This is a genomic window from Mucilaginibacter sp. PAMB04168 (assembly GCF_039634365.2).
In the GTDB taxonomy this organism is placed as follows: domain Bacteria; phylum Bacteroidota; class Bacteroidia; order Sphingobacteriales; family Sphingobacteriaceae; genus Mucilaginibacter.
In genome coordinates, this window is the sequence record NZ_CP155079.2 from 1204636 (window position 1) to 1228611 (window position 23976).

At 43.1% G+C, this 23976-nt stretch carries 27 protein-coding genes; 17 read left to right on the plus strand and 10 right to left on the minus strand.

What is annotated here, in order from left to right; genetic code table 11:
• Positions 1–42: 42 nt before the first annotated feature.
• The 12 genes from ABDD94_RS05155 to ABDD94_RS05210 all read left to right on the plus strand — a co-directional run bounded on the left by ABDD94_RS05155 (position 43) and on the right by ABDD94_RS05210 (position 8166).
• The gene (locus tag ABDD94_RS05155; protein WP_345954955.1) at positions 43–1104 is read left to right on the plus strand and encodes a COX15/CtaA family protein; all 1062 of its coding nucleotides are present in this window, start codon (positions 43–45) and stop codon (positions 1102–1104) included.
• On the plus strand, positions 1101–1970 hold the full coding sequence (cyoE, locus tag ABDD94_RS05160; protein WP_345954956.1) for a heme o synthase: 870 nt from the start codon (positions 1101–1103) through the stop codon (positions 1968–1970). Before ABDD94_RS05155 ends, cyoE begins: the two co-directional genes overlap by 4 nt.
• Positions 1970–2554 carry a cytochrome c oxidase subunit 3 gene (locus tag ABDD94_RS05165; RefSeq protein WP_345954957.1) on the plus strand — a complete coding sequence of 195 codons (585 nt, stop codon included), beginning with the start codon at positions 1970–1972 and terminating at the stop codon, positions 2552–2554. The genes cyoE and ABDD94_RS05165 overlap by 1 nt, the downstream gene beginning before the upstream one ends.
• Before the next feature lie 22 nt (positions 2555–2576).
• Positions 2577–3293, plus strand: a complete 717-nt coding sequence (locus tag ABDD94_RS05170; RefSeq protein ID WP_345954958.1) for a cytochrome c oxidase subunit 3 — start codon at positions 2577–2579, stop codon at positions 3291–3293.
• A 24-nt stretch (positions 3294–3317) separates the two neighbouring features.
• Positions 3318–3665: a cytochrome C oxidase subunit IV family protein gene (locus ABDD94_RS05175; RefSeq protein WP_345948597.1), complete on the plus strand. Its 348-nt coding sequence runs from the start codon at positions 3318–3320 to the stop codon at positions 3663–3665.
• Positions 3666–3673: 8 nt separating this feature from the next.
• The gene (locus ABDD94_RS05180; protein WP_345954959.1) at positions 3674–4372 is read left to right on the plus strand and encodes an SCO family protein; all 699 of its coding nucleotides are present in this window, start codon (positions 3674–3676) and stop codon (positions 4370–4372) included.
• The gene (locus ABDD94_RS05185) at positions 4372–4950 is read left to right on the plus strand and encodes a DUF420 domain-containing protein (protein ID WP_345948595.1); all 579 of its coding nucleotides are present in this window, start codon (positions 4372–4374) and stop codon (positions 4948–4950) included. The genes ABDD94_RS05180 and ABDD94_RS05185 overlap by 1 nt, the downstream gene beginning before the upstream one ends.
• A gap of 26 nt (positions 4951–4976) precedes the next feature.
• Positions 4977–5252: a hypothetical protein gene (locus tag ABDD94_RS05190; protein ID WP_345948594.1), complete on the plus strand. Its 276-nt coding sequence runs from the start codon at positions 4977–4979 to the stop codon at positions 5250–5252.
• A gap of 45 nt (positions 5253–5297) precedes the next feature.
• Complete coding sequence (locus ABDD94_RS05195) at positions 5298–5696, plus strand: DUF983 domain-containing protein (protein WP_345948593.1); 399 nt, start codon at positions 5298–5300, stop codon at positions 5694–5696.
• Positions 5683–6342 (plus strand): DUF2461 domain-containing protein, encoded by a 660-nt coding sequence (locus tag ABDD94_RS05200; protein ID WP_345954960.1) that lies wholly within the window; start codon positions 5683–5685, stop codon positions 6340–6342. The genes ABDD94_RS05195 and ABDD94_RS05200 overlap by 14 nt, the downstream gene beginning before the upstream one ends.
• 23 nt (positions 6343–6365) lie before the next feature.
• Positions 6366–7184 carry an OmpA family protein gene (locus tag ABDD94_RS05205; protein WP_345954961.1) on the plus strand — a complete coding sequence of 273 codons (819 nt, stop codon included), beginning with the start codon at positions 6366–6368 and terminating at the stop codon, positions 7182–7184.
• Positions 7185–7404: 220 nt separating this feature from the next.
• On the plus strand, positions 7405–8166 hold the full coding sequence (locus tag ABDD94_RS05210) for a metallophosphoesterase family protein (protein ID WP_345954962.1): 762 nt from the start codon (positions 7405–7407) through the stop codon (positions 8164–8166).
• 83 nt (positions 8167–8249) lie between these two features.
• Here the strand turns inward: ABDD94_RS05210 and rfbC are convergent, their stop codons facing one another.
• Genes rfbC through ABDD94_RS05225 form a run of 3 tightly spaced genes read right to left on the minus strand, consistent with a single transcriptional unit; the run spans position 8250 to position 10951 of the window.
• Positions 8250–8798 (minus strand): dTDP-4-dehydrorhamnose 3,5-epimerase, encoded by a 549-nt coding sequence (gene rfbC / locus ABDD94_RS05215; RefSeq protein WP_345954963.1) that lies wholly within the window; start codon positions 8796–8798, stop codon positions 8250–8252.
• A 17-nt stretch (positions 8799–8815) separates the two neighbouring features.
• Entirely contained in the window at positions 8816–9118 is a 303-nt protein-coding gene (locus ABDD94_RS05220) for a DUF4286 family protein (protein ID WP_345954964.1), read from the minus strand.
• Between the two features lie 18 nt (positions 9119–9136).
• Complete coding sequence (locus ABDD94_RS05225) at positions 9137–10951, minus strand: tetratricopeptide repeat protein (RefSeq protein WP_345954965.1); 1815 nt, start codon at positions 10949–10951, stop codon at positions 9137–9139.
• A 127-nt stretch (positions 10952–11078) separates the two neighbouring features.
• Here ABDD94_RS05225 and ABDD94_RS05230 point away from each other — a divergent pair, with 127 nt between their 5' ends.
• From ABDD94_RS05230 to ABDD94_RS05240, 3 genes are read left to right on the plus strand one after another with little or no spacing between them, the layout of a single operon-like run.
• Positions 11079–12992, plus strand: a complete 1914-nt coding sequence (locus tag ABDD94_RS05230) for a S9 family peptidase (RefSeq protein WP_345954966.1) — start codon at positions 11079–11081, stop codon at positions 12990–12992.
• Positions 12993–13004: 12 nt separating this feature from the next.
• Positions 13005–14633 carry a HAMP domain-containing sensor histidine kinase gene (locus ABDD94_RS05235; protein ID WP_345954967.1) on the plus strand — a complete coding sequence of 543 codons (1629 nt, stop codon included), beginning with the start codon at positions 13005–13007 and terminating at the stop codon, positions 14631–14633.
• Between the two features lie 3 nt (positions 14634–14636).
• Entirely contained in the window at positions 14637–15326 is a 690-nt protein-coding gene (locus tag ABDD94_RS05240) for a response regulator transcription factor (protein WP_345948584.1), read from the plus strand.
• A 53-nt stretch (positions 15327–15379) separates the two neighbouring features.
• On the opposite strand, the gene ABDD94_RS05245 is transcribed toward ABDD94_RS05240, so the two are convergent.
• The 6 genes from ABDD94_RS05245 to ABDD94_RS05270 all read right to left on the minus strand — a co-directional run bounded on the left by ABDD94_RS05245 (position 15380) and on the right by ABDD94_RS05270 (position 22125).
• Positions 15380–16000 (minus strand): class I SAM-dependent methyltransferase, encoded by a 621-nt coding sequence (locus ABDD94_RS05245; protein WP_345954968.1) that lies wholly within the window; start codon positions 15998–16000, stop codon positions 15380–15382.
• Between the two features lies 1 nt (position 16001).
• Positions 16002–16877, minus strand: a complete 876-nt coding sequence (locus tag ABDD94_RS05250; RefSeq protein WP_345954969.1) for a hypothetical protein — start codon at positions 16875–16877, stop codon at positions 16002–16004.
• A gap of 65 nt (positions 16878–16942) precedes the next feature.
• Positions 16943–18223 carry a metallophosphoesterase gene (locus tag ABDD94_RS05255; protein WP_345954970.1) on the minus strand — a complete coding sequence of 427 codons (1281 nt, stop codon included), beginning with the start codon at positions 18221–18223 and terminating at the stop codon, positions 16943–16945.
• A 103-nt stretch (positions 18224–18326) separates the two neighbouring features.
• Positions 18327–19832: a sigma 54-interacting transcriptional regulator gene (locus ABDD94_RS05260; RefSeq protein ID WP_345948580.1), complete on the minus strand. Its 1506-nt coding sequence runs from the start codon at positions 19830–19832 to the stop codon at positions 18327–18329.
• Positions 19833–19934: 102 nt separating this feature from the next.
• Entirely contained in the window at positions 19935–21032 is a 1098-nt protein-coding gene (locus tag ABDD94_RS05265; protein ID WP_345948579.1) for a VWA domain-containing protein, read from the minus strand.
• Positions 21033–21261: 229 nt separating this feature from the next.
• Positions 21262–22125 (minus strand): carbohydrate kinase, encoded by an 864-nt coding sequence (locus tag ABDD94_RS05270; protein ID WP_345954971.1) that lies wholly within the window; start codon positions 22123–22125, stop codon positions 21262–21264.
• A 66-nt stretch (positions 22126–22191) separates the two neighbouring features.
• Between ABDD94_RS05270 and ABDD94_RS05275 the strand changes: the two genes are divergently transcribed.
• Positions 22192–22611, plus strand: coding sequence for a nuclear transport factor 2 family protein (locus ABDD94_RS05275; RefSeq protein WP_345954972.1), 420 nt, complete (start codon positions 22192–22194; stop codon positions 22609–22611).
• A 109-nt stretch (positions 22612–22720) separates the two neighbouring features.
• On the plus strand, positions 22721–23395 hold the full coding sequence (gene nth / locus ABDD94_RS05280) for an endonuclease III (protein ID WP_345954973.1): 675 nt from the start codon (positions 22721–22723) through the stop codon (positions 23393–23395).
• Between the two features lie 2 nt (positions 23396–23397).
• Here the strand turns inward: nth and ABDD94_RS05285 are convergent, their stop codons facing one another.
• Positions 23398–23970 (minus strand): hypothetical protein, encoded by a 573-nt coding sequence (locus ABDD94_RS05285; RefSeq protein ID WP_352432886.1) that lies wholly within the window; start codon positions 23968–23970, stop codon positions 23398–23400.
• Positions 23971–23976 lie beyond the last annotated feature (6 nt).

The window sequence follows — 23976 nt, forward strand, 5'->3', positions numbered from 1 at the left end:
GAAGTATTTCCTAAACAGGTACCCTAATTTTTTAGCACATAAATGAGTAAAACAACAAACAAAGCAAGATTCAGACAAACCTCCCTTATCGCTATTGTTTTGCTTTTTGTTTTGATACTTGCCGGAGGTGTTGTTCGCAGCTCCGGGTCGGGTATGGGTTGCCCGGATTGGCCTAAATGCTTTGGCCGCTATATACCACCTACCGATGCCAGTGAACTACCGGCTGATTATAAGCAAGCTTATGTAGCTAAGCGAGCTGCCAAAAATCAGCGGTTCGCCAAAACGCTTGATGTGTTTGGCTACAATGAACTGGCTAACCGCATACGGCAGGACAAGTCGATACTGGTACCGGAAGAATTCAACGCCTCCCGTACCTGGACGGAGTATATTAACCGCCTTGTAGGCGCCTTATCTGGTGTATTTTTGTTATTAGCTGCTGTATTTTCTTTCAGTTATGGTGCCGATAACAAATGGATACCTATACTCAGTATTGTAAATTTAGTTGTAATCGTTTTTCAGGCTTGGCTAGGATCTATTGTGGTTTCAACTAATTTAGTTGATTGGATTGTGACCGTACATATGCTGCTGGCGCTGGTAATTTTGGGTTTAACCATTTATACCTACCACCTGGCTAAGGTGCACGGTAAACCATACATTAACACTAAACCGTTAATTAAGATTATTGCCGTAGCTGCGGTTTTACTGAGCGTACTGCAAATAACCTTTGGTACCGAGGTTAGAGAAAAAATCGATGAGGTTGCTGACCATTACCAGGGTGTTTACCGCGAACAATGGGTTGAAAAAGCGGGGCAGATATTTAGTACACACCGCGATATGGCTTTGCTGGTTGTGGTATTTAACGTGATGCTTTATGCGCTCATTAGGCGCAACTTTAATAGGCATTCGGTACAGCAGCAGCTCATGAGCTTCATATTTTTGATGATTGTGCTGCAAATAGGAGTTGGAATAGCGTTATCATACTGGGCCTTGCCACCGGTTGCACAAGCGTCACACATTGTGCTGGCCAGTTTGGTGTTTGGTGCACAATTTTACTTATTGCTGAACTTTACACGTTCGGTTAAATATACGGAGGTACGTAAATGAGCTTTTGGAAAGATTTGATAAAGCTGGTTAAGTTCAGGCTTACCTTCCTGGTAGTGTTCTCGGCGTCAATTTCCTTTTTAATTGGTAGCCAGGTAAATGGCTTTGTAAACTGGGTTAATTGGGCAAAATTAATTGTAGGCGGCTTTCTGATCACCGGTGCGGCCAACGGCTTTAATGAGATCATAGAAAAGGACCTGGATCGCCTCATGACACGTACGGCTGACCGCCCTCTACCGTCTGGACGAATGACTAACGGACAAGCACTAGTACTAAGTCTGCTTATGGGCATCTTTGGTACCTATTTGCTCGGAAGCCTAAATTTGTTAACCGGTTTTCTGTCGGTATTTGCTATTATATTATACGCTTTTGCTTACACGCCGCTGAAGCAAAAATCGTCGATATCGGTTTTTGTTGGTGCTATACCCGGTGCATTACCACCGCTAATTGGCTATGTTGCAGCGTTTGTACATCCAAAGATAGACCAGGTGGCGTTGATATTGTTCGGTATACAGTTTATCTGGCAATTCCCACATTTTTGGGCGATTGCCTGGGTGCTGGATGATGATTACAAATTGGCCGGGTTCCGATTGCTGCCTACTGGCAAGCGTAACCTTATCAGCGCAGTAATAACCTTTATATTTACACTGGTATTGGTGCCGGTAAGTTTACTGCCAACCTTCTATGGTTATGGCGGTTATTATGTAGGCGGCGTATCATTAATTTGTAGTTTAATATTTTTGTATCAGTCGTTTATGCTGATGCGTACACTCGAGATTAAATCGGCCCGGCAGTTAATGTTCGGTTCATTTTTATACCTGCCTGTGGTGCAGTTAATGTTTTTGTTTGATTTTATAGTGAAAAAGTAATGATGGCTCGGTTTCAACAAGATAGAGATAAGTTAGACTTAACCCCCAAACGGTTCAACATGTGGCTGTTTGTGTTTTCGTCGTTTATGTTCTTTGCAGCGCTTACAAGCGGTTTTATTGTTTATATTGGTGGTAAGGGGCATGCCATGCTCGTTAAACTACCTATTGAATTCCTGTACAGTACAATAGTTATTGTATTGAGCAGCATAACCATGTTTGTTGCTTCGAGAGCAGCAAAACGCCTGCAGTTTAAAACGCAGCAAACCTTCCTTTGGATGACCCTGTTCCTGGGGCTTGCCTTTTTAGGGTTGCAGGTTTACGCATGGTATGTACTGGCTTTTGTGATGAAGGTGTTTTTCGTGAACCCCAACGCATCACAATCTTTTATATATGTATTCTCAAGCATGCACTTACTGCACATTTTAGGCGGATTGGTGTTGATTATTATAAGCCTTGTAAGTACATATCGCAAAACACCACAGGTGATAAATTTGTTCCGTATGGAGATGTCCTCAATTTTTTGGCATTTTCTCGATATTATATGGATTTATCTCTATGTTTTTTTACTTTTGAACCAGAATTAATCATCCTACACAATAAGTACAAATGAGTACAACAGCGGTTACATCACCTATAGATGAAGTGAAAACAACGCCATGGGCTGGCGGACGGTCGCCGTTTTCGGTTGAATACGGCAAAATGATGATGTGGTTTTTCCTGTTATCAGATGCATTTACTTTTTCATCCTTATTAATTGCTTACGGCGCATTACGTTTCAGCTCAACCAGCTGGCCTGCTGCCGATCATATCTTTCAATCCGTACCCGGAATGATTGAGCACGGCGCACCATTAGTGTTCGTTGGTTTAATGACGTTTATCCTCATTATGAGCTCGGTTACTATGGTACTGGGTGTTGAGGCCGGACACCGTGGCGCACGTAAGGAAGTTGCAGGCTGGTTAATTGCTACCGTTATTGGCGGTTTCATGTTCCTGGGTTGCCAGGCGCTGGAGTGGCAGCACTTATTCCATGAAGGTTTTAACTGGGGTAAAATCCCTTACGAGATAAAAGAGTTTTTCCCTGAAGGGGTAACACCATCAGCTGTTTACACACAACAGTTTGCAAACCTGTTTTTTACCATAACCGGTTTCCATGGTTTTCACGTATTTAGCGGTGTAATCATTAATATCGTTATCCTGATCAATGTGCTGGCTGGTACTTACGACCGTCGCGGAAGCTACTTGATGGTTGAAAAAGTAGGCTTGTACTGGCACTTTGTGGATTTAGTATGGGTATTTGTGTTCACCTTCTTCTATTTAGTATAATTACAATTTAATCTGATTTTAAACATGTCATCAGAAACACATACAGAACATCACGAAGATCATGCAGCGCATGATACCATGACCCGTAAAAAAATCTGGCAGGTATTCTTTGTACTGCTGGGTATTACGGCTATAGAGTTTTTTATAGCGCTTTACATGGTACCTCATGAGATCATCAAAATAAATGTCGCTAACCCAATATACATCGTCTTAACTTTAGCTAAGGCGTTCTACATTGTTGCTTACTTTATGCACTTAAAGTTCGAAAAAGTGGGCTTAATGTATTCTATACTGGTGCCAACGCTGTTTATCATCGGTTTAATACTGGTGTTAACCAACGAGAGTCACCACTGGGTTGACTTAAGGTTTTGAGAGGTTAAATGAACGACCTGCCATTAAAGGTAAAAAAATTGATAATCCTGGTGCTCATTTTAGCGGTACCAGGATTTTTCTATTATTTACTAACCGTAAAAGGTAAAAACCGGTACAAACCTTTACCGCATTATGGCCCTAAACAAGTGGCCAAAACCGGTCATAAATTTCATGGTAAATATATTCCGGATACTATTTACCATACCATTGGCAACTTTAGTTTAACTAACCAACTAGGTAAGACCATATCATCAAAAGATTTTGAAAGCAAGGTTTTTGTGGTTAATTTCTTTTACTCCAATGGGCCTGCGTTAGTAGGCGCTATGGAAAAGAACATTGACCGCCTCGCCGGCGCTTATCGCAAAAACCGTATGGTTAAGTTTGTAAGCATCACGGTCGATCCTGATCGCGATACTCCGGACGTGTTATTAAAGCATGCTAAAAAGCTGGGCTATGCTGCCGATAAGTGGATCTTTTTAACCGGCGACACTAGTACTATTTACCCGCTTGCCCGCAATGGCTTTTTAGAGAACGCTGTTAAAACCGGCGGCCAGTTCATATTCAGCAACAAGCTAATTCTGATTGACGCCGATAAACACATACGAGGTAAGTATGACGGCGCCGCACTGCAGGATGTAGTTAAACTGAATGACGAAATTAAAGTACAGATAGCAGAAGAACTGCGCAAGATAAAAGCTCCTAATTAATGAATGTTACTGATAAATTTATATTCCGGTTTGTAGCCGGCATATCCATATTTGTATTTGTTGTAGTTGTAATACTTAACCGTAAGGTACTACCTGCCCCGGCCGTACCGGCTCATTGGCTGTATTTCTTTCCAAAACTTAATGCAGTGCTTAATGGTACATGCAGTATACTGCTCATGATCTCATTATATTTAATCAGGCATAAACAAGTTGTGTGGCATAAACGCGTTAATATATTAGCATTTTGCTTATCGGCTTTGTTCCTGGTATCGTACATATTGTTCCACTGGCTAGGGCACGATACCATGTTTGGTGATATTGACGGTAACCACGAACTGTCGGACATGGAGAAGGCGGCGGTAGGTAATTTGCGTTACTTTTATTATGCTATCTTAATAACACACATTATACTGGCAGCGGTTGTATTACCTTTAATACTGCTTAGTTTTTATCGTGGTTTACAAATGCAGGTAGAAAGGCATAAGAAGCTGGTAAGATGGGCATTCCCGGTGTGGTTTTATGTAACCGTTAGCGGCGTAGTGGTATATATGATGATTGCACGTTATTACAATTTTTAAACAAAGAATTAAGTAATTTTGTACCGATGAAGAGCGCAAAGATTTTATTCTACAGCTTGTGTTTGGGCTTGATGCTGTTAGGTATACAGCCGGCTGCTGCACAATGTGCCATGTGTTCGGCCACTGCCGAGGCCGGCGTTAAAGATGGTAATACCGAAGCCAATGGCCTTAACAAGGGTATATTATATTTACTGGCTGCCCCCTATATTGCAGTTGCTGCGGTAGGTTACGTATGGTATAAAAAGTACCGCCGTAAGAATGTGGAAATGAATATGGGCAAAGAGAAATTTCATTTAAACTAAAACAATCCGGTTAAAGCCGGATTTTTTGTATAAACCAATTTACCTATGGCACAAACACCACAATTTACTGCAATGCTACAGGCAAGGTGCCCCCGGTGCCGAAGGGGCAAGATGTTTAAAGGTGCTATGTACAGCTTTGGCGGTAACAGCATGCTGGAAGAGTGCCCGCACTGCGGTCTGCACTTTGAGATTGAGCCAGGGTACTTTTACGCAGCCATGTATGTAAGTTACGCCTTTAACGTGGCCGAAGCAGTTACCATTGCTTTTATAACCTATTTTTTGACCGGAAATATGGAGTCGCCCTGGTTATACCTCAGTGTAATACTGGGTGGTGCGTTTTTGATGGCGCCGTTTAATTACCGTTATTCAAGAGTTATTTTATTATATTGGCTGTCGCCCAAGATACACTACCAGCCCTATTTAGATACTGATGATCTATCCTGATACTTTTAAATTTTTAACAGATCTGGTCCGCAATAATAATCGCGAGTGGTTTCAGGCTAACAAGGAACAGTATGATAAAGCACACGCAAATATACTAACCTTTACCGATGAGCTGATTACCGAATTAGCAAAGGCTGATACCGGCGTCGATGCCAAACTCAACTCCAAAAAATGCGTAATGCGCATTTACCGTGATGTGCGGTTTAGTAAAGATAAATCACCGTATAAATCACATTTTGCTGTAGGCAGGTTAACCCAGCATAAGGTAGTTGAAATTGGTTTTTACTTGCAAATAGAACCCGGAAAATCTTTTGTAGCCGGTGGCTATTGGCTGCCTCAGGGCGAACACTTAAAAGCCATAAGGCAGGAAATTGACTACAACTCCGCCGAATTTAAAGAAATAATAGACGCACCAACGTTCAAAAAAACCTTTGGTGAGTTCAGGAATCAGGAAAAGCTGAAGACCCTGCCGAAAGGGTATGATGCCGATAACGAAAATATTGAACTGCTCAAATTAAAAAGCTTCATCGCTTATCGTGATTTGACCGATAAAGAGCTTACCGGCCCTAATGCTGCAAAAAACATAGCTGCCTTATGCGCCCAAATACATCCGTTAAACATCTTTTTAAATAACGCTATTAATTAAATACGCAACATACCTGTATCATCATGAAAATTAAGTATCTATTATTAACCCTTACTATGGGGATGGCATTGCACTCGTGCAAGGTAATGTCGCCTAAGGCATATAAAGCGCTTGTAGCCGGTCGTGATTCGCTGCAAAGTCGCACTACGAATCTCGAAACCGAGCTGGCACGCCTGCAAAGTGATACCGCCCGCTTGCACCGCGAACTGGCCGACCTGCAGCGCAACTATAATGCGCTAAACAGCAGCTACAATGCCAATTCAACTCAATTAAGCAAAGTATCGGGCGACTTGCAAAAGCGTGAGGCCCGCCTGCGTGAGGTTGAAGAAATTTTACGTAAACGCGATGAGGCTACAAATGCGTTAAAAAATAAACTGCAGCAAGCGTTGCTGGGCTTTCAGCAAAGCGGCCTTTCGGTTGATATACGCAACGGTAAGGTTTATGTATCATTAACCGACAAATTGCTTTTCCCTTCGGGTAGTATTGTGATTGATGAGAAAGGTAAACAAGCTTTAAAGCAATTGGCTGCCGTTTTAAATAAGGAGGCCGATATCAACCTGGCTATTGAAGGTCATACCGATAACCAGCGTGTGGTAAACCTTGGCCAGATAAAAGATAACTGGGACCTGAGCGTACTACGTGCTACATCGGTAAGCCGCTACTTAACAGAAGTTGAAAAGATCGATCCGCATCGCATTACGGCTACGGGTAAAGGTGAGTTCCAGCCAATTGACCCGGCTACAACTACCGAGGCCCGCGCCAAGAACCGCCGTATAGAGATTGTGTTGACACCGAAACTAGATGAACTGTACAATTTGATTAGCACGCCTGCAACAAAGTAGGTACTTAAGAAAGCATAACTCTATGTCATTTCGAGCGTAAGCGAGAAATTTTTTTGCAGCGATATTGCATCGATGTACAAGACTTCTTATTACAGCTCGAGATGACATTTTTTTTGACACTGTTGCCAATAGAATCAAAAAATTTAATCCAGTAACCTATCGTTAATTATTTCGTGTAAAGAAAGCGACAAATTTCAACCTTTTTTGTTAGTACTTACATATGAAGACTTACGCGATCCTTTCTGATATTCACGGCAATTCATTGGCCTTACAGGCGGTATTGAAAGACATTCAATTAAAGCAGGTAGATACTATCATTAACCTGGGCGACCATGTTTTTGGTGCGTTAGAGCCTGAGGTTAGCGCAAAAATTATACAGCAGGTTAACATGCTGTGTATTAGCGGCAATACCGACCGCGAAATATTGGAGAGTCTGGATAAACCGTCGGAAAAGGAGAACATGGAAAGGGTTAAAGCCGACTTGTCGGTACAAACGATTAACTGGCTGAAGAATTTGCCCACAACCGCAATTTGCGATGACCTGTTCTTTGTTTGCCACGGCACGCCAGAAAGCGATAACGAGTACTTTCTGGAAAAAGTGACAGCCCATGGCGTATTTGTTTATAACGACGAAGAACTAATTGAAAAGACAAAGTACATTAAGCAACGCATTATTTTGTGTGGCCACTCGCATGTTAACAGGGTGGTATATCTTTCTAACGGAAAAATTATACTGAATCCGGGTAGTGTTGGGTTGCCCGCTTACTTGGGTAACGGGGAAAATCGTTTTGCCATGGAATCAATGACACCACATGCAAAGTACGCACTTGTAAGGGCTGATGGAGACTGCATTTTTATTGAACAAGTGCTTTGCCATTATAATTGGCAGCGGGCTTCTAAGGCAGCGCTATTAAACGGCAGCGAAAAGTGGGCGCAGTTTTTATTGCACGGCCGTATGCCCAAGGATTTACGGGTAGCTTAAGGAGCAATAGCATGAAGTAGCAGTAGCAGTTTGAAAGGTAAACCTTTGAGTAAAACTGCTACTGCTACTCTAACTGCTACCGATTAAAACGGACTATTAAAATCTTCGAAGCTTGGTAATAATTCGTCTTTGGGAGAAAGCAATACCTCTTTCGTATCTATACCCCAGCCAATAGCCAATTTGGGGTCGTTCCAAATTACACCAATTTCAGATTCTTTGTTGTAAAAGTTAGTTACTTTATAAGTGAAGATGGTATTATCTTCCAAAGTTACAAAGCCATGCAAAAAACCTGGTGGAACCCAGAACTGTAAATGATTGGTACCACTCAGTTCAACTGTTACATGCTGGCCATAAGTAGGTGAATTTTTACGGATATCAACCGCAACATCCAATACCCGGCCTTGCAGCACACGCACCAGCTTGCCTTGTGCAAAAGGATCGGCCTGCCCATGTAAACCTCTCAGCGTACCTTTTTGAGATAACGACTGGTTGTCTTGTACAAAATCGGCTGTAATGCCGGCCTCTGCAAATTTTTGTTTGTTAAAGCTTTCGTAAAAGTATCCGCGGTCATCCGGAAAAATACGGGGTTCAATAATCAACAGTCCCTCAATAGCTGTGGTGGTAACTTTCATGTGATGGATAAATATTTTTAATTGACAGATTTCATTAAGCTGTTAAAAAGTACATAGCGGTTTTCAAACTGCTGGTGGTGCCGGGTATGCAGATGGTGTAAATGCCGCTCTTTAAACAATTGATACTTTTGTATATCGTCGGTTAGGTACTGTATGCAGTAAGTAACTCCCTCATTAGGCGAGTCGAGCACCTGTAGTATTTGGTGGCTGGTAAAATAGCCGGTGGCCAGGGCGGCAGGCAAATGTTCTGTTTGCATCCATTGCAGCCATTCCTGTTCGGCACTGGCTTCAACTACAAACGTTTCGTTATAAATAATCATCGGTAGCAAAAATATAAATTATGAAGCGCTATCAGCCTTGTCGCCCCTTAATATTCTGAAATGTTTACGGGCGTTCCCAATCCATACACTGCCCGGGTAATCGGTAATAATTTTTTGAAAATACGTTTTGGCCGCTTCCTTGTCATTAAGCTGTTCTTCATAAATGGTGCCCAGCATGTACACCGCATCGTCGGCCCAAAGGTCGGCAGGATGATTGGCCACAATCTCCTTTAAATTTACCGCAGCAGCTTGGTATTCCTTCTTTTGCAGAAATAACCGGGCTTTGGCCATCAATATATCATCCTGTAAGGCATTGCCTGGAAATTTCTTGTCAATACTATCCAGTGTAAGCATAGCTTTATTGGGCTGCTCGGCAAAAATCAGCAGATCGGCCCGCGCGTACAATTTTAAGGCGTTGCCAGCGGTGTCGGCCACCAGGTTATCGGCTATCAACAAAGATAAATTAAGCGCATCATTAGCGATTAATTGTGAGGTGGCAGCTTTTAAAACGTTCAACTGCCCTTTAGCCCATTTAAAATCGCCGGTGTAGTAGGAGAGTTTAGCATTGCGGTAGTTAGCATCCTGCGCCATCGGCGTGCCGGCGTACGCCTTTTCTACCTGGCTGTAAATCAAGGTAGCTTCCCAGGGCTGGTTGTTTATCAGGTAAACGTCGCCCAAATCCAGCTTGCAACCGGCCATCAGCTGCGGGCGCAGGGTTTTAATGTTTACCGCTTCTTCGAGCAATTTTTGCGCTTCATTAAGCTTGTGCAGTTTAAACGCTTGCAGGTTAGCCAGCTTTTGCATGGCAAAGGCAGTATTGGCTGTACGGCCAAATTCGGTCAGTAAATCAGTGTAATCTTTTTCCAGACTCAGCAAATCTTCTTGTACGTACTTCCCGGATGTTATCTTTAGGTTTTTGGTATTAACCAGTTCTATTTTTGAAGGTATATAAAGCTCATCGGTACGGGTGTTTTTAGTGAGGAGGTATTCATAGCCTCGTATAGCGGCATCATAAGCGCCGTTAGCTACCAGCGTTTGGCAAAGGTCAAATACATCATTACCGTTATTGCTTTGCCTGCGGTTAAGCGCTATAGCCTGGTTTAACGCCTGGTCATATTCTTTTTGTTGCAGGTACTGCCAGGTAAGCAAATTGGTATAAATAATTTGCTGCGGGTCTTTTTGCAGGCGTTTTAACAGGGCCACACGCAGTAAGTCGTAATCGGCTTCGCCCTGGTACACGGTGGCCAGCGTATTTTGCGCCTGGTTAAAGTACATAGGATTTACCGTGAGCAGGTTCAGGTATTCTTCAGTTAAAGCGGCTTTATCGCGTTTTATGCGGTAAAGGCTAATAAGTTCCATGGCAAACAACTGCTCGTTTTGTAATTGCTTGCGGCCTTGTTGCAATATCTTAATAGCCAGGTCAAAGTTTTCGGCCTGGTAAAACTGGGTGGCCAGGGCACTGATAGCACCGGGTTGGGCGGGCAGCTTTTTAACCAGATCGCTGTATACATCGTTAGCTTTATCGGCACGGCCTTGTTCAGTATAAATTTTACCCAGCGTTATGGCGTACTGATTTTCTGCGGGATATTTGCGCATCATTTTTTTAGCTGCGCTTTCGGCCTCATCAAACTTCTTTAAGCCAATGAGGTTATCCGTGTACAACGAAAAGTAAGTTTCGTTATCCTGCTTATAAAGCCGCTGGTAAATATCGGCCGCTTTTTGAAGTTCGCCGTTTGATGTATACTGCCTGGCCAACTGCAGATCCTTATCCTGCGCATGCAGGCTTGTGGATAATGCCAGGAGTAAAACAATAAGCCAAAAGCTATACTTCATGTTACCAAAAATAATAAATTGCGGGCGTAGCCAGTTATATATTTACCAATAGTTTATGCCTTTACTAACGGGTAAAATTATAGTGACATTGTTAAGCAGACAATATAATTTATCTAATTTGACCTGATTGAAAAAGCAGGAGACTGATTACACTATGTTAAGCCGTTTAAAGTTTGTGCTCATATTGATACTCGCGCTGGCGTTTTCGTGCCGGCAAAAAGAACAGAGGCAGATTCCGATACGTGATTTTTTTAAAACGCCAGAGAAAAGTTTCTTCAAAATATCGCCTGATGGTCAGTACTTATCTTACCTAAAACCATATAAAGATAAGCAAAATCTGTTCATCCAGTCGCTGGCCGATGGTAAGGAGCGAATGGCTACCTCATTTACCGATAATTCAGTTCGCGATTACTTTTGGACCTACAATAACCAACTCGTATTTAACCAGGACTTAACCGAGGCCGATGAGTTTAAAATGTATGCCCTGGATGTAAACACGCTGCAAACCCGTACGCTGCTTACGCAAACCAAAACCCGTATTAAGTTGCTCAACCGTAGCCGTAAACAGCCAGATGTGGTTACCATTATTATGAATAAGCGCAACCCTGCCAATTTTGACGTTTATCATCTGAACATTAAAACCGGAGCGCTTGACCTGTATATTCCTAACCCGGGCAATATTACCGAATGGTACCCCGATAATGATGGTAAGATACGTTTAGCCAAAGCATCAGATGGGGTTGATGAAACCATATTATACCGGGCAAATGAGCTTTCGCCGTTCAAAGCCATTATTAAAAATAATTTCAAAAACCGGGTAGATCCTATAGCTATAACATTGGGTGGAAAATCTTTCTACGCCGTATCTAACGTGAACAGGGATAAAACAGCCTTGGTTGAGATTAATGCCGAAAACGGCCGCGAAGAGAAAGTGGTTTATGCAGGCAGCAAGGCCGATATAATGGATGTTGGTTACTCGCGTAATAAGCACCGCCTGGAGTATGCGGGTTGGGAAGACGATAAACCACATAAGTATTTTCTGAACAATGAAGCCAAGAGCATTTATGCCGATCTGAAGCAGAAGATCAAAGGCGGCATTATTCGCTTCGTTGACCGTGATACGGCCGAGGCCAAGTACATCATTAATAGCTATACCGACCGTAACCCGGGTACATATTATATGTATGAACGCAGTGGCGGCAAACTAACCCAGTTAAGCAACTTAAATACCAGCATAAAACCGGGCGAGCTTTGTGTAATGAAGCCCGTGGCTTACAAAGCCAGTGATGGGATGCTGATTAACGGCTACCTTACGTTGCCACTAGGTGATAAAGCAGAAAACTTACCGCTGATAGTAATGCCGCACGATGGGCCATGGAGCCGTAATGTTTGGGGCTATAATGCCGAAGTACAGTTTTTGGCCAACCGGGGTTACGCCGTGTTTCAAGCCAACTACCGGGGTTCTACCGGTTACGGCAAAGCGTTTATGAGTGCCGGTTTTAAACAGGTGGGTGGCAAAATGCAAAGCGATTTGAGTGATGGCGTGAAATGGCTTATTGACCAAAAAGTTGCCGACCCTAAAAGGGTGGCCATTATGGGCGCCCGCTTTGGTGGATTTTCGGCCTTGTACGGTATCTCATTTAATCCCAAACTTTATAATTGTGCGGTGGTGCAGTACGGGCTTATTAACTTTTTTACTTATCTAAAAGATATACCTCCGTTTTTTAAGCCACGCCTTCAAATGACTTATGAAATGGTGGGCAATCCCGAAACAGATGCCAAAATGTTCAGGGATATATCGCCGGTTTTTCACACCGATAAAATTAAGGCTCCTTTACTCATCTTTCAGGGTGCTAAAGACCCACGGGCTAACATCAGCGAGCTTAACCAGTTTGTGCGCGAGCTGCAAAAGCGTAACGTACCAGTTGAGTATGTACTTAAGGAAAATGAACGTATGTTCTTTAAAAGCGAGCATAACCGTATGGATATGTACGAAAGGATTGAAAAGTTTTTGAACAGCAACATGAAAGTTAAGCCCTAACTTATCATGCCCATGAAAGCGCATAATACAGTTTATCAAAAAAACTTCTCGCTTATTGCAGCTTTTTTGATTCTTATATCCATTACTTTAGTTGTAGCGCTGGTTATTGCTTACAACTTTACCTACCGGTATGTGGAAAATGAATTCAATTCGCGCAAATTGGATGTGCTGGAACAAACTATTAAGCCTTATAACGATTTTTTTCAGAACCGCATACCCGAAATAACCTCTTATCAAGGCTTTTTGGATTCATCATCTGCGGCCAATTATGCCCGTTCGGTATTTCAGGATTATCCATTTGTGAAACTGATCAGGTATGATGAGATAGCTATTGGCAGCCGGGCTGGCAGCGGTATGGGCATATCGGTTAAAGCTGTTTATGAATACCAAACGGGTAAGAACGGTATAATTGGAGCCAGGCAGCGTGTAAATGCCGACGATGTGGATTTCAGAACCATGGCGGCCAAGTTTAATTACTACATCGTTCAGGCTGATACTTCACGCGTGCCCAGTCAGGATGAGGTATACCGTACCTTTTATGATGTAAGACCCAGCAAGATCAGCTACCTCAACATCCCGCGTCGCGAAGACATAAAAATTTACCGCGAACTGCAAAAGGGCAGAAATACGGCCGCTTACTATAAGCATAACATGATGACGTTTATGCTGGATGTTTACACCATAAAGCTAAGAAATACGCATCCGGAGCTGTATCAGCATATATCCGTACAACCCGTAGTGTACGATCCGCTGAATAATGATAAAAACGAACTGCGAACAGAGGTAGCTTTCCCGGGTGCCTTTGCCGATTATAAGTTATACTTCCAGTCGGCTAAAGGGCATTTATCGGATGAGATTAACCGCCGGTTCATGCCAACAGGTGCTATTGTGTTGTTGATTTATGTTTTTTTGGTTTTAATCGGCTGGCTTATTTACAGGAACCTTAACGTTAACCTCAAGCTGTTCAAGCTTCAGTACGACTTTATAAACAACTTTACACACGAGTTTAAAACACCGGTGAGCGTAATAAAAATAGCCGGCTCCAACCTGCGGGGCGAAGGCGAGCTAACCGAGCGGCAACGCAAGCATTACGGTAAAATACTGGATGAGGAAGCCGATAAGCTAAATGAGCTGATGAACAAGCTGCTCTCGTTTACGCAGATCGAGAACCGGTCTATCAAGTTGAATAAGGAAGAGATTAATCTGGACCAGTTTGTTCAGAAATACATTAATACTTTTAGCATTAAGTATCCTGATTTTGAAATGGGGTACAAGGTTGAGGGTATTTATAACTTTTATACCGACCCGGTGCTGATGGGCAGTATTTTTCAAAATCTGATAGAAAATGCTTATAAATATTCTAATCCCGGGCAAAAAGAGTTATTTATAAGTATTGGTTACGAAAAGCGTAATATTGTTTTTTCGTTTGCCGATAAGGGTATTGGCATACCTAAAGACGAGATTAACAATATATTTAAAAAGTTTTACCGCATCGAGAATCAGTATAACCAGAACGGAAGCGTTGGCCTGGGTTTGGCTTTTTGTAAAGAACTGGTTAACTTTATGAACGGAGATTTGCAGGTAAAGAGTAAAGTAAATGAAGGCTCGGAGTTTATAGTAACCTTGCCTTACGAAAATTAGATCATGAACACAGAAATTAAGATTGCCCTGGTTGAGGATGACGAGAACTTACGCTTTTTGGTAGCGGAGCGTTTAGAGAGCGAAGGTTACAAAGTACTGGAGGCTGCCAATGGTAATGATGCCGAAAAGATAATACTCGAAAATACACCTGATATTGTATTGCTGGATTGGATGCTGCCTGGTATACAGGGTTCTGAAGTTTGCAGCAATATACGCCAAAAGGGTTTTGATAAGCTGGTAATTATGATGACGGCTAAGGCGCAGGATATAGACAAGATCGAAGCCTATAATTTCGGCGTGTCCGATTATATCACCAAACCATTCAATATGGATGTACTGGTGGCCATGATTGATAACAAGATCAAGTTCTCGTTAAACAACGATAAATCCGAAGTGCACCGCTTTGCAGATATGGAGCATCATCCTAATACGCACTTGCTGGTAAAAGCTGGTAAAAAAGTTGAGCTGACTATTCTGGAAAACCGCATTTTGCTTTACTTTCTGAAAAACAGAAACAAGGTAATTAACCGCGAAGAGCTCATGATGGAAGTATGGGGCTACAACGCTGATGTAAATACCCGTACGCTTGATATGCACATTGTTCGCTTACGCAAAAAGATAGAAAACAACCCCGATTCGCCCCAGTACCTGCAGACTGTTAGAGGAGTAGGGTATAAGTTTGCTTACGAATAGGGGAGGTTCCGTGAGAGATGATTAAGCATCTCTCACGGAGCTGTAACGTCTACTTAAAAGCGCTTATACACACTGCTCAATATAAACTTTCCGTAAAAAGTTTTCTTGTCTATTTCTTCATACTCATAGCGCTTAAAGCATGCTTTTACATCGGGGAGCTGCCTTACCTCTACAGCACTCCATATTTTAAAAAAAACATACATCGTTGTTAGCATTAACCTTTGCCATAAAGGGCCGGTAAGCTGAAAATCGGTGTTCAACCATAAGCCCCGTGGCTTTAGATGCTGGTGTATCTTGGAGAAGGCATACGATAAATCTTGTTCAGAAAAATTATCAAAAAGAAAGGCTGTTATCACAACGTCAAAAGATCGATCAAGACTATAGTGCTGTATATCTGCTTCAATAAAACGCACCTCGTTTTGGGCCGTATTTCTTTTACGTGATAGCGCTAACATGTTGGCCGAAATCTCGATGTAAGTAATCTGTAAACCTGCGGGGTGCAAGCGGGTAAGCCTTTCCAGTATTTCGCCTGTTCCGCCGCCAATGATCAGGATGTTGCTTTGAGGTTCGATGAGCTTCAGGAAATATTCCTGCGCGCTCATTTGAGCCTGCCCAAATACCAGTTTTGATAAGCGCTCGTAAAACCAGGTAGTGTTATCATAGTTGGCAGCCATATTAAGCAAGCTTAAATAATACCAGCGCTACGTATTGCAGTATCAGTACGCCATCCAAGTAAAAAAAGTAGTAGTACTCGTTACGTTTCCAGGTCGATTTAAAAATAAGCCACCCGGTTAATATGGCTACAGCTGTTAATGCGTAAAAATCGCTCGTGATCCGGTAGTTGCGAAGCAGTAACAGCAACAGGATGTGCCCGGCCAGTAGGAACTGGCAAAATAAATAAGCCTTTTTTTCGCCAAAAGCTACCGGGATGGTTTTTAAGCCGGCTATACGGTCCTGAAAGAGATCGCGTATGTCAAAAGGAACCGTAAGGGCGGCAATGAACAAGAAGCGTTTGGCTAAAATAATCCAGGTGCTGCCGGCCGGTATGTAGGCATGTGTTGTATCTTGTGCCTCAAATATAGGCAACAGCACACAGCTTAATGTCCAAACCAGGGTAATTAATATAGCCTTTAATCCCGGTACATTTCTAAGGCCAGATTTACGCCCTTTGTTGGCGAATAAAGGCAAGCCATACCCAAATGATAATGCCGCCAAGCCTATCAATAATATTTTTGATGAAGTGGCTAACAGGAAGAACAGTGGAATTAAAGACAGCAAAGCAGCAATGGTGATAGTAACCATTAAGTGATGATGCTTGAAAAACCATCGCACCCGCTTATAAGGTGAGTTTTGTGGTTGCTTGGGGCGGATAATTAATATGCAGAAATTATACAGCCCTAACGTAGACGCAAAGAGCAAGGCCAGTACAGGGTACACCGGCTTGGCGCCTACAATATGAAAAGTAACCAGCCCCTGCGCTACGGCACAAAGCGCCATAAACACATTGCTAAACAGCAAAGCATCAAAGGCGGCTTGTACAAACTTTTTCATTATTGATGCAATGATAAGCAAGCCGCTTTTGTTTAGAAAGAAATTAAGGGGAAAAGTATCTTTTATTAAGATTTATGTTGTAGTGGATCAGGTCCGGCCTTTAATTCAAAAATAGTAATCTCCGGCAAAATACCTACCCGGCCCGGATAACCTAAAAAGCCGTAACCAACATTTACGTACAACTGTTGGTTGCCCTCATGGTACAAGCCGGCCCATTCTTTATAAACAAACTGGATGGGGCTCCACTGAAAATGTTCGGTTTGTACGCCAAATTGCATGCCATGCGTATGGCCCGAAAACATCACGTCGACCTGCGGATAATGTGGTAATACCTGTGCGCGCCAGTGCGAAGGGTCATGCGAGAGGAGGAGCTTAACCGGTAAATCGTCGGTATTTTCCAGCGCCTCATCCAACTTGCCGTATTTAGGGAAACGGCTTAAGGCTCCCCAGTTCTCTACTCCTAAAATGCCAATTTCTTCGCCATCTACTTTTAGCCGGCGGTTTTCATTCCGCAGCAAATCCCAGCCCATATTTTTGTGAGTAACCAGTAAATCGTTAAAGTTTTTTTGCTTTGCGGCTAAGCTTGGCCAGTCTTTGTAATCACCATAGTCGTGGTTGCCCAGGCTGGAGTAAACGCCCAGGGGAGCTTTCACTTTGGCAAAAATGTCTTGATAATTACGCATTTCACTGCTCACAGTATTGACCAGGTCGCCAGTAAAGAAAATAAAATCTGGCTTTTCGCCCAATAACATTTCTACTCCGCCCAAAACAGCTTTTTTATTGTAAAAGCTGCCCGAGTGGATATCTGATAGTTGCCCCAGCTTTATGCCGTCGAAAGCTTTAGGCAAATGAGGCAAGTAGAGTGTGCGCCGCTTTACCTGGTAATTGTATACGCCGTTCACAATGCCATAAGTTAAACCAGCCAGCGGCAAAGATCCGGCAATTAAACCGGCCTTCAACAAGAACTCCGACCGCGTTATATTATCGGGCTTAGGCTGGCTTGCCGGAAACTCGGGCTCGGGCTTATGGCGTTTGTGTGCCCACCAGAGTGATAAGCGACGTATATCGTCAACCAGTAAAAATAGTAAAAAGCATACTTTGCAAAACAGGGTTAAAAAGAAAAGCAACAGCACAGCACCTTTAAAGCCTAAATTGAATTTTAGAAACACACTGGCTATTACACCTGCAACTAGCAGTAATGAGAACACCCAGTATAACACTAAAAAGCTTTTAGCCTGTATAAAGCGCCACTTTTTAAAGCCCTCGCGCAAGCCATTGGTGATATAAATATCAGCCAGGAGTAGGCCAATGCAAATTATAATTAAAGTAGGGGCTTGTCCCTGCATGTGATGGTATGAAATTATAAGTATCAAAACAGCCCCCTGCCAAAGGCAGGGGGCTGTGCAAATGTATTAAATTCTCGCTTCAGGAATACCTCGTAAAGAGGTATTAATAACGATCGTCATCCTGATCCAGATCATCTTCATCAGGCTGCATGTTAAACAGGCTGTCGAACATATCTGAAAATGCAAAACCGTTATCCAGAAAACCTTTGCTTACTTGTGAAAACTCCGCCAAGCCATGCAGAACAAATTCCATCAGCAGTAATTGCTGATTTTCGCTCAAACGCGGGTGGAACTGTTTGATGATATCTTTTAAGCCGGTTACTGAATTTAATGCTTTTTTGTACTCGGCCAGTGGTAAATCATCTACTAGCGATAGCGTATTGCCACTTGCAAACCAATTGATCACTTCGGCAAACGGATTTGCTTTTTTGCTCTTTTTTGCTTTCTCCGGATCCGGGAAATATTGCAGCAAGAGTGTTTTTACCGCTTTGCCTATCAAAATATTAGCCACTTTTGCAGGGCCTTCCAGCTCACCCTCATACACCAGTTCTATTTTACCGGTTATGGCAGGTATAACGCCTAAAAAATCGGATATGCGTACGAAGGTATTCTTCTCCCCATTGATAATCATGCGTCGTTCGGCGTTGCTGATCAGATTCTCGTAAGCTGATATGGTTAAGCGTGCTGATACGCCCGACTTTTTATCAATGTACTCCGAGTTACGCGCCTCAAATGCAATTTGCTCAACCAGGTCTTTAACCAGTCCGTCAGCTTCTACCAAATTGCGCTGTTCAGCTGTAAGCAAAGCTTCCTGCTGGGTTATTTTGCGCGATATTTCAACCGTACGAGGGTAGTGGGTTAGTATCTGGCTTTCAATACGGTCTTTCAACGGCGTAACTATAGAGCCACGGTTGGTATAATCTTCCGGGTTGGCTGTAAACACAAACTGCAAGTCTAACGGCAGGCGCAGTTTAAAGCCACGAATCTGGATGTCCTTTTCCTGCAATATATTAAATAGTGATACCTGTATACGCGCTTGCAAATCGGGCAACTCATTTATTACAAATATGCCACGGTGCGCGCGCGGTATTAACCCAAAGTGAATAACGCGCTCATCAGAGTACGTCAGTTTTAAGGTAGCTGCCTTAATAGGGTCAACGTCGCCAATTAGATCGGCAACGGTAACATCTGGAGTGGCTAGCTTTTCGGTATAGCGCTCTGAGCGGTGTACCCATGCAATAGGGGTATCATCGCCTTTTGTTTCTACCTCATTGTGGCCGTACCATGATATAGGTGCCAGTGGGTCATCATACAATTCTGAACCGGCAATATAAGGCACATATTCATCCAGCAGGTTTACCAGCAAGCGTGCAATACGGGTTTTGGCTTGTCCGCGTAAACCCAGTAGCAAAATGTTATGACGCGATAAGATGGCAGTTTGCAGATCTGGAATTACAGTATCTTCATAACCTATAATACCCTCAAAACCACCGTCTTTTTTTTGTAGCTGTGCTATTAAATTCTCTCTCAATTCTTCCTTAACCGACCGGCTGCGATAGTCTGTCTGTTTCAGCTGGCCAAGGGTTGTTATTTCAAGTAATTTGCTCATTCGTTTTGTTGTACGGAAGACCGTGAGTCGGCAGGTCCGTTTTGCTTGTATGTTGTTATTTTGTCTTCGGACTAACGGACTCACCGACTCTCCGAACACTTATTATCTTACCGTTTTGCGGCGGTTTTTAATGTAATCTTCAAATATGTATTCGCCCAACCCGGTTAGCGAGCTGTAAAAAGCCCGGCCACCGTTGGTTTCGGTAAACTTGCGTACAAATTGCTGCAGGTAAGGGTCGCGCGCAATCATAAACGTGGTGATAGGTATTTTAAGGCGTTTACACTGTGCAGCCATATTTAAGGTCTTGTTTACCACTTTACGGTCCAGGCCTATGCTGTTCTTGTAATATTTTGTACCCTCCTTTAAACAGGTGGGTTTACCATCGGTAATCATAAAAATTTGCTTGTTGTGCGTTTTGCGTCGGCGCAGCAAATCGGTAGCCAGTTCTAAACCAGCATAAGTGTTGGTATGGTACGGGCCAACCTGCAGGTATGGTAAGTCTTGCAAGGTGATAGGCCAGGCATCATTACCAAATACCACAATATCTAATGTGTCCTTAGGGTACTTGGTACGAATAAGCTCGGCCAAAGCCATAGCTACTTTTTTAGCCGGCGTAATACGGTCTTCACCGTACAAAATCATTGAATGCGAAATATCGATCATGAGCACTGTTGAGGTGAGGGTTTTGTAATCCATTTCCTCCACTTCAAGGTCGCGCTCGGTCATCATAAAATCGCCAATGCCATGATTAACTTGGGCGTTATGAATAGACTGCGTCATGTCAATCTGATCCAAACTGTCGCCAAATTCAAACTCACGGCGTTCAGAGTTCTTTTCATCGCCCTGGCCTGACTGGGGGGAACGGTGGTTGCCTTTGCCCGACTTTTTAAGCTTGCCGAAAATCTCTTCGAGCGCCGACTGGCGAATGCTTTGCTCTGTTTTAGCCGTAATGTTAAACTCCCCTTTTTGCTGATCTTCTGATAAGTAGCCTTTTTGTTTCAGGTCATCAATAAAGTCACCCATGCCATATTCGTCATTAGTGATATTGTATTGCTTATCCAGTTCATTCATCCAGGTTAAAGCTTCGCCGGCATCGCCCGATGTATAATTGAGCAACTCCATAAAAAGCTTTAATAACTCATCAAACCCGCCTTTCGGAATTTCACGGGGTGTATATTTTGAAAACCCAAAACCACGCATAGGTATACCTTTCTTAGAATAAATTAACGGAAAAAAAGTGGTTAAAGTTTACCAATAATAACCGCAATCGTCAGAATTTGTGGAATTAACAGAATTAAATGACAATAGGTGATAAAGACGAGAGCTAAGAAACCAGACACAGGAAACAAGACTTGCCCCGTGTAGCAGATCTTACGGATTAGCTCATGGTTGATCTTGGCTTCCGGTTTTTGTTTTCCTGTCCCTTATCTTAAAACAGGTTATCAGGGTAAACGGGATTGGCACCGCGCTGGCTGGCTACAAAGGCGCCTATTTCGCAGGCTTTTTCCAATATTTGCGGAATGGGCTGTGCTAACAGTAGGCCGGCTACCAAGGTGGCCAGAAAAGAGTCGCCCGCGCCTACGGTATCTTCTACCTGCACCTCAAAACCCGGGTGTTCGTAAAACTCCTCATCATGCCATATAATAGCGCCGTTCTGGCCGCGGGTAACACAAATGGTATTAGAGTGAAACTTCTTGTGAAATTCTACCATTTTATCCTTCAGGCTACCATGCGTGCTGTGGATAAGTAAGTTGGCTTCATCCTCATTCATTTTTACAACATTGGCCAGGGCCGCTAGCGTTTCAATAGTATCTAAGTCATAATGAGGCGGGCGCAGGTTTACATCAAACACTCTTAGCGGTATAGTAAATTCACTTAGCAAATTCAGTAGCGTAGTGCGGGTAGCCTGTTCACGGCTGGCCAGGCTGCCAAATACAATGGCTGCCAATTGCCCGGCCTCGTTCAATAATTCATCAGTGGGTTGTATGTTATCCCATGCTACCGGCTGAGGGATTGTATAGGTAGCCTGGCCGCTGGCATCAAGCGAAACGGTAACTTCACAAGTAGGCAAATGCCTGTCCTTTTGTATGTACTGAAGTGGTACGTTAGCTTTCTGCAGTTCAAGCAAAAGATCATCACCCGAGGCATCGGCACCTACACGGCTTACGATGTAAGAGGGTATGCCCTGTTGCGTTAAATGTTGCGCTACGTTGAGCGGTGCGCCGCCAATTTTTTTGCCGTCTTCAAAAGTGTCCCATAAAACCTCGCCGAAGCATAGTACCTGTTTGCTCATAAATTTTTAGCAGATGAAGTGTAAATCTAAAAGATTTAGCGGTGAAATTTGTTTACTTTAGTTTTTATGAAAACACGGTTGCTTTTGGGGTTATTGCTAATGCTTGCCTTAAATGGTTTTGCGCAAGACAAGCCGGCCATTTTAAAAGTACTGGAAACCCAACGGCAGGCCTGGAACCGCGGCGATCTGGAAGGCTACATGCAAGGTTACTGGAAATCAGATTCGCTATTATTTGTAGGTAAAAGCGGTCCCAAATACGGCTGGCAAACTACGCTGGATAACTATAAAAGCGGCTACCCTGACAAAGCCGCGATGGGCCAGCTTGTGTTTAAGATATTAAAAGTGCAGTTACTGGATAAAACCAACGCCTTTGTACTCGGCGGCTGGCAGCTACAACGGGATAGAGATGCACCCGGCGGCTACTTTACACTCCTGCTACGTAAAATAAACGGTGAGTGGAAAGTGGTGGCTGACCATAGCTCTTAGTAGAACTAAGAAGCAGGACTTTTCCGTTATAGTGAGACTGAAGCGATCTTAGTAAAGAGATTTAAGTCTGACGGCCTAAACTTTTTAAGGTACACGAAGTTTTTTGTGAATGAATGAAGTTCAGAAAAAGCCTTTTGATATAAACGGCATGCTCAACCGTATTGCGGAGCTTATGGTGCAATATCCTAAGGCGGCTATGTTTCAGTTATACGAGGAGGGTTTTACTTCACTGTTTGAACAGTTACTGTCCTGCATTATCAGCATCCGTACCTTGGATGAGGTATCTATCCCCGTATCAAAGCGATTGTTTGCTAAGGCCCGTACCCCGCAGGAACTGCTTAAACTATCACCGTTGGAATTAGAAGATGTATTGCATGGGTCCTCCTATAACGGACAAAAAGCTTATACTATGCTGAGCATTGCTCAAACGGTGATTGGCCAGTATAACGGCCAATTGCCAGCCGATTATGAACAACTTACCAGCTTAAAAGGTGTTGGACCTAAATGCGCCAACCTGGTTTTAGGCATAGCTGCCCAAATACCAGCCATAAGCGTGGATAGCCACGTGCACCGGGTGGTTAACCGCTGGGGATACATTCAAACCGCTCAGCCCGAAAAAACTTTATCGGCTTTAGAGAAACTAGTGCCGCAAGACCGCTGGATTGATATAAATCGCCTGCTAATGCCCTTTGGTAAGTTTCATTGCACCCATAACCTACCTAAATGCTCAATTTGCCCGGTGTTAGATTATTGCCGGCAGGTTGGGGTAACTCGGCATCGCTAAGCTTAATCGGCAGCATTAACCGACATCGGAACTAACTGGTTGTACCGTCCGTATTGTGCCATATCAGCTAACACTTTGTAGTACAGTGAGCTGTCTTGATTGATGAAAAATTTCTTGTTTTTGCGGATGGACGGAATGGTGCCTATCAAAGTACCAATGGTAGCGCCGGTAAACACATAGGCAGCGTTGTCAGAAAGGGTCGAACTTTTATCACCGTAGTTACTGCTAGCAGGATTGGTTTTATCCTCGTCAGCTTGGGCAGCCAAATTGAGTGCAGTGATACTACCTATTAACGCCGTACCTAAAATTTTTGACCCTAATGAACCGGTGTGTTTTTTAACTTTAATTTCTTTAATATCTAATGCGTCTATATATAATACATCATCGTTCAGTACAATACCAACACCGTGATTGTATACACGCTCTAAAATACCGGTTTTTACACCCTGCGTTGTGTATACTTTTGCTTCATAAAGTACAGGATTTTGTGCCGTTTGTGCATGTACAAAAAGGCAGTTAAAACACAGCAGCGCTAAGCTAAGAAGCAGTTTTTTCACTAAAGTATTATTTTTCATCCTTTT

What these genes read in the sequence shown, in the direction of transcription:
- ABDD94_RS05155 (WP_345954955.1), top strand. Translation starts at nt 43, where the DNA reads ATGAGTAAAACAACAAACAAAGCAAGATTCAGACAAACCTCCCTTATC.
- cyoE (WP_345954956.1), top strand. Translation starts at nt 1,101, where the DNA reads ATGAGCTTTTGGAAAGATTTGATAAAGCTGGTTAAGTTCAGGCTTACC.
- ABDD94_RS05165 (WP_345954957.1), top strand. Translation starts at nt 1,970, where the DNA reads ATGATGGCTCGGTTTCAACAAGATAGAGATAAGTTAGACTTAACCCCC.
- ABDD94_RS05170 (WP_345954958.1), top strand. Translation starts at nt 2,577, where the DNA reads ATGAGTACAACAGCGGTTACATCACCTATAGATGAAGTGAAAACAACG.
- ABDD94_RS05175 (WP_345948597.1), top strand. Translation starts at nt 3,318, where the DNA reads ATGTCATCAGAAACACATACAGAACATCACGAAGATCATGCAGCGCAT.
- ABDD94_RS05180 (WP_345954959.1), top strand. Translation starts at nt 3,674, where the DNA reads ATGAACGACCTGCCATTAAAGGTAAAAAAATTGATAATCCTGGTGCTC.
- ABDD94_RS05185 (WP_345948595.1), top strand. Translation starts at nt 4,372, where the DNA reads ATGAATGTTACTGATAAATTTATATTCCGGTTTGTAGCCGGCATATCC.
- ABDD94_RS05190 (WP_345948594.1), top strand. Translation starts at nt 4,977, where the DNA reads ATGAAGAGCGCAAAGATTTTATTCTACAGCTTGTGTTTGGGCTTGATG.
- ABDD94_RS05195 (WP_345948593.1), top strand. Translation starts at nt 5,298, where the DNA reads ATGGCACAAACACCACAATTTACTGCAATGCTACAGGCAAGGTGCCCC.
- ABDD94_RS05200 (WP_345954960.1), top strand. Translation starts at nt 5,683, where the DNA reads ATGATCTATCCTGATACTTTTAAATTTTTAACAGATCTGGTCCGCAAT.
- ABDD94_RS05205 (WP_345954961.1), top strand. Translation starts at nt 6,366, where the DNA reads ATGAAAATTAAGTATCTATTATTAACCCTTACTATGGGGATGGCATTG.
- ABDD94_RS05210 (WP_345954962.1), top strand. Translation starts at nt 7,405, where the DNA reads ATGAAGACTTACGCGATCCTTTCTGATATTCACGGCAATTCATTGGCC.
- rfbC (WP_345954963.1), bottom strand. Translation starts at nt 8,798, where the DNA reads ATGAAAGTTACCACCACAGCTATTGAGGGACTGTTGATTATTGAACCC.
- ABDD94_RS05220 (WP_345954964.1), bottom strand. Translation starts at nt 9,118, where the DNA reads ATGATTATTTATAACGAAACGTTTGTAGTTGAAGCCAGTGCCGAACAG.
- ABDD94_RS05225 (WP_345954965.1), bottom strand. Translation starts at nt 10,951, where the DNA reads ATGAAGTATAGCTTTTGGCTTATTGTTTTACTCCTGGCATTATCCACA.
- ABDD94_RS05235 (WP_345954967.1), top strand. Translation starts at nt 13,005, where the DNA reads ATGAAAGCGCATAATACAGTTTATCAAAAAAACTTCTCGCTTATTGCA.
- ABDD94_RS05240 (WP_345948584.1), top strand. Translation starts at nt 14,637, where the DNA reads ATGAACACAGAAATTAAGATTGCCCTGGTTGAGGATGACGAGAACTTA.
- ABDD94_RS05245 (WP_345954968.1), bottom strand. Translation starts at nt 16,000, where the DNA reads ATGGCTGCCAACTATGATAACACTACCTGGTTTTACGAGCGCTTATCA.
- ABDD94_RS05250 (WP_345954969.1), bottom strand. Translation starts at nt 16,877, where the DNA reads ATGAAAAAGTTTGTACAAGCCGCCTTTGATGCTTTGCTGTTTAGCAAT.
- ABDD94_RS05255 (WP_345954970.1), bottom strand. Translation starts at nt 18,223, where the DNA reads ATGCAGGGACAAGCCCCTACTTTAATTATAATTTGCATTGGCCTACTC.
- ABDD94_RS05260 (WP_345948580.1), bottom strand. Translation starts at nt 19,832, where the DNA reads ATGAGCAAATTACTTGAAATAACAACCCTTGGCCAGCTGAAACAGACA.
- ABDD94_RS05265 (WP_345948579.1), bottom strand. Translation starts at nt 21,032, where the DNA reads ATGCGTGGTTTTGGGTTTTCAAAATATACACCCCGTGAAATTCCGAAA.
- ABDD94_RS05270 (WP_345954971.1), bottom strand. Translation starts at nt 22,125, where the DNA reads ATGAGCAAACAGGTACTATGCTTCGGCGAGGTTTTATGGGACACTTTT.
- ABDD94_RS05275 (WP_345954972.1), top strand. Translation starts at nt 22,192, where the DNA reads ATGAAAACACGGTTGCTTTTGGGGTTATTGCTAATGCTTGCCTTAAAT.
- nth (WP_345954973.1), top strand. Translation starts at nt 22,721, where the DNA reads ATGAATGAAGTTCAGAAAAAGCCTTTTGATATAAACGGCATGCTCAAC.
- ABDD94_RS05285 (WP_352432886.1), bottom strand. Translation starts at nt 23,970, where the DNA reads ATGAAAAATAATACTTTAGTGAAAAAACTGCTTCTTAGCTTAGCGCTG.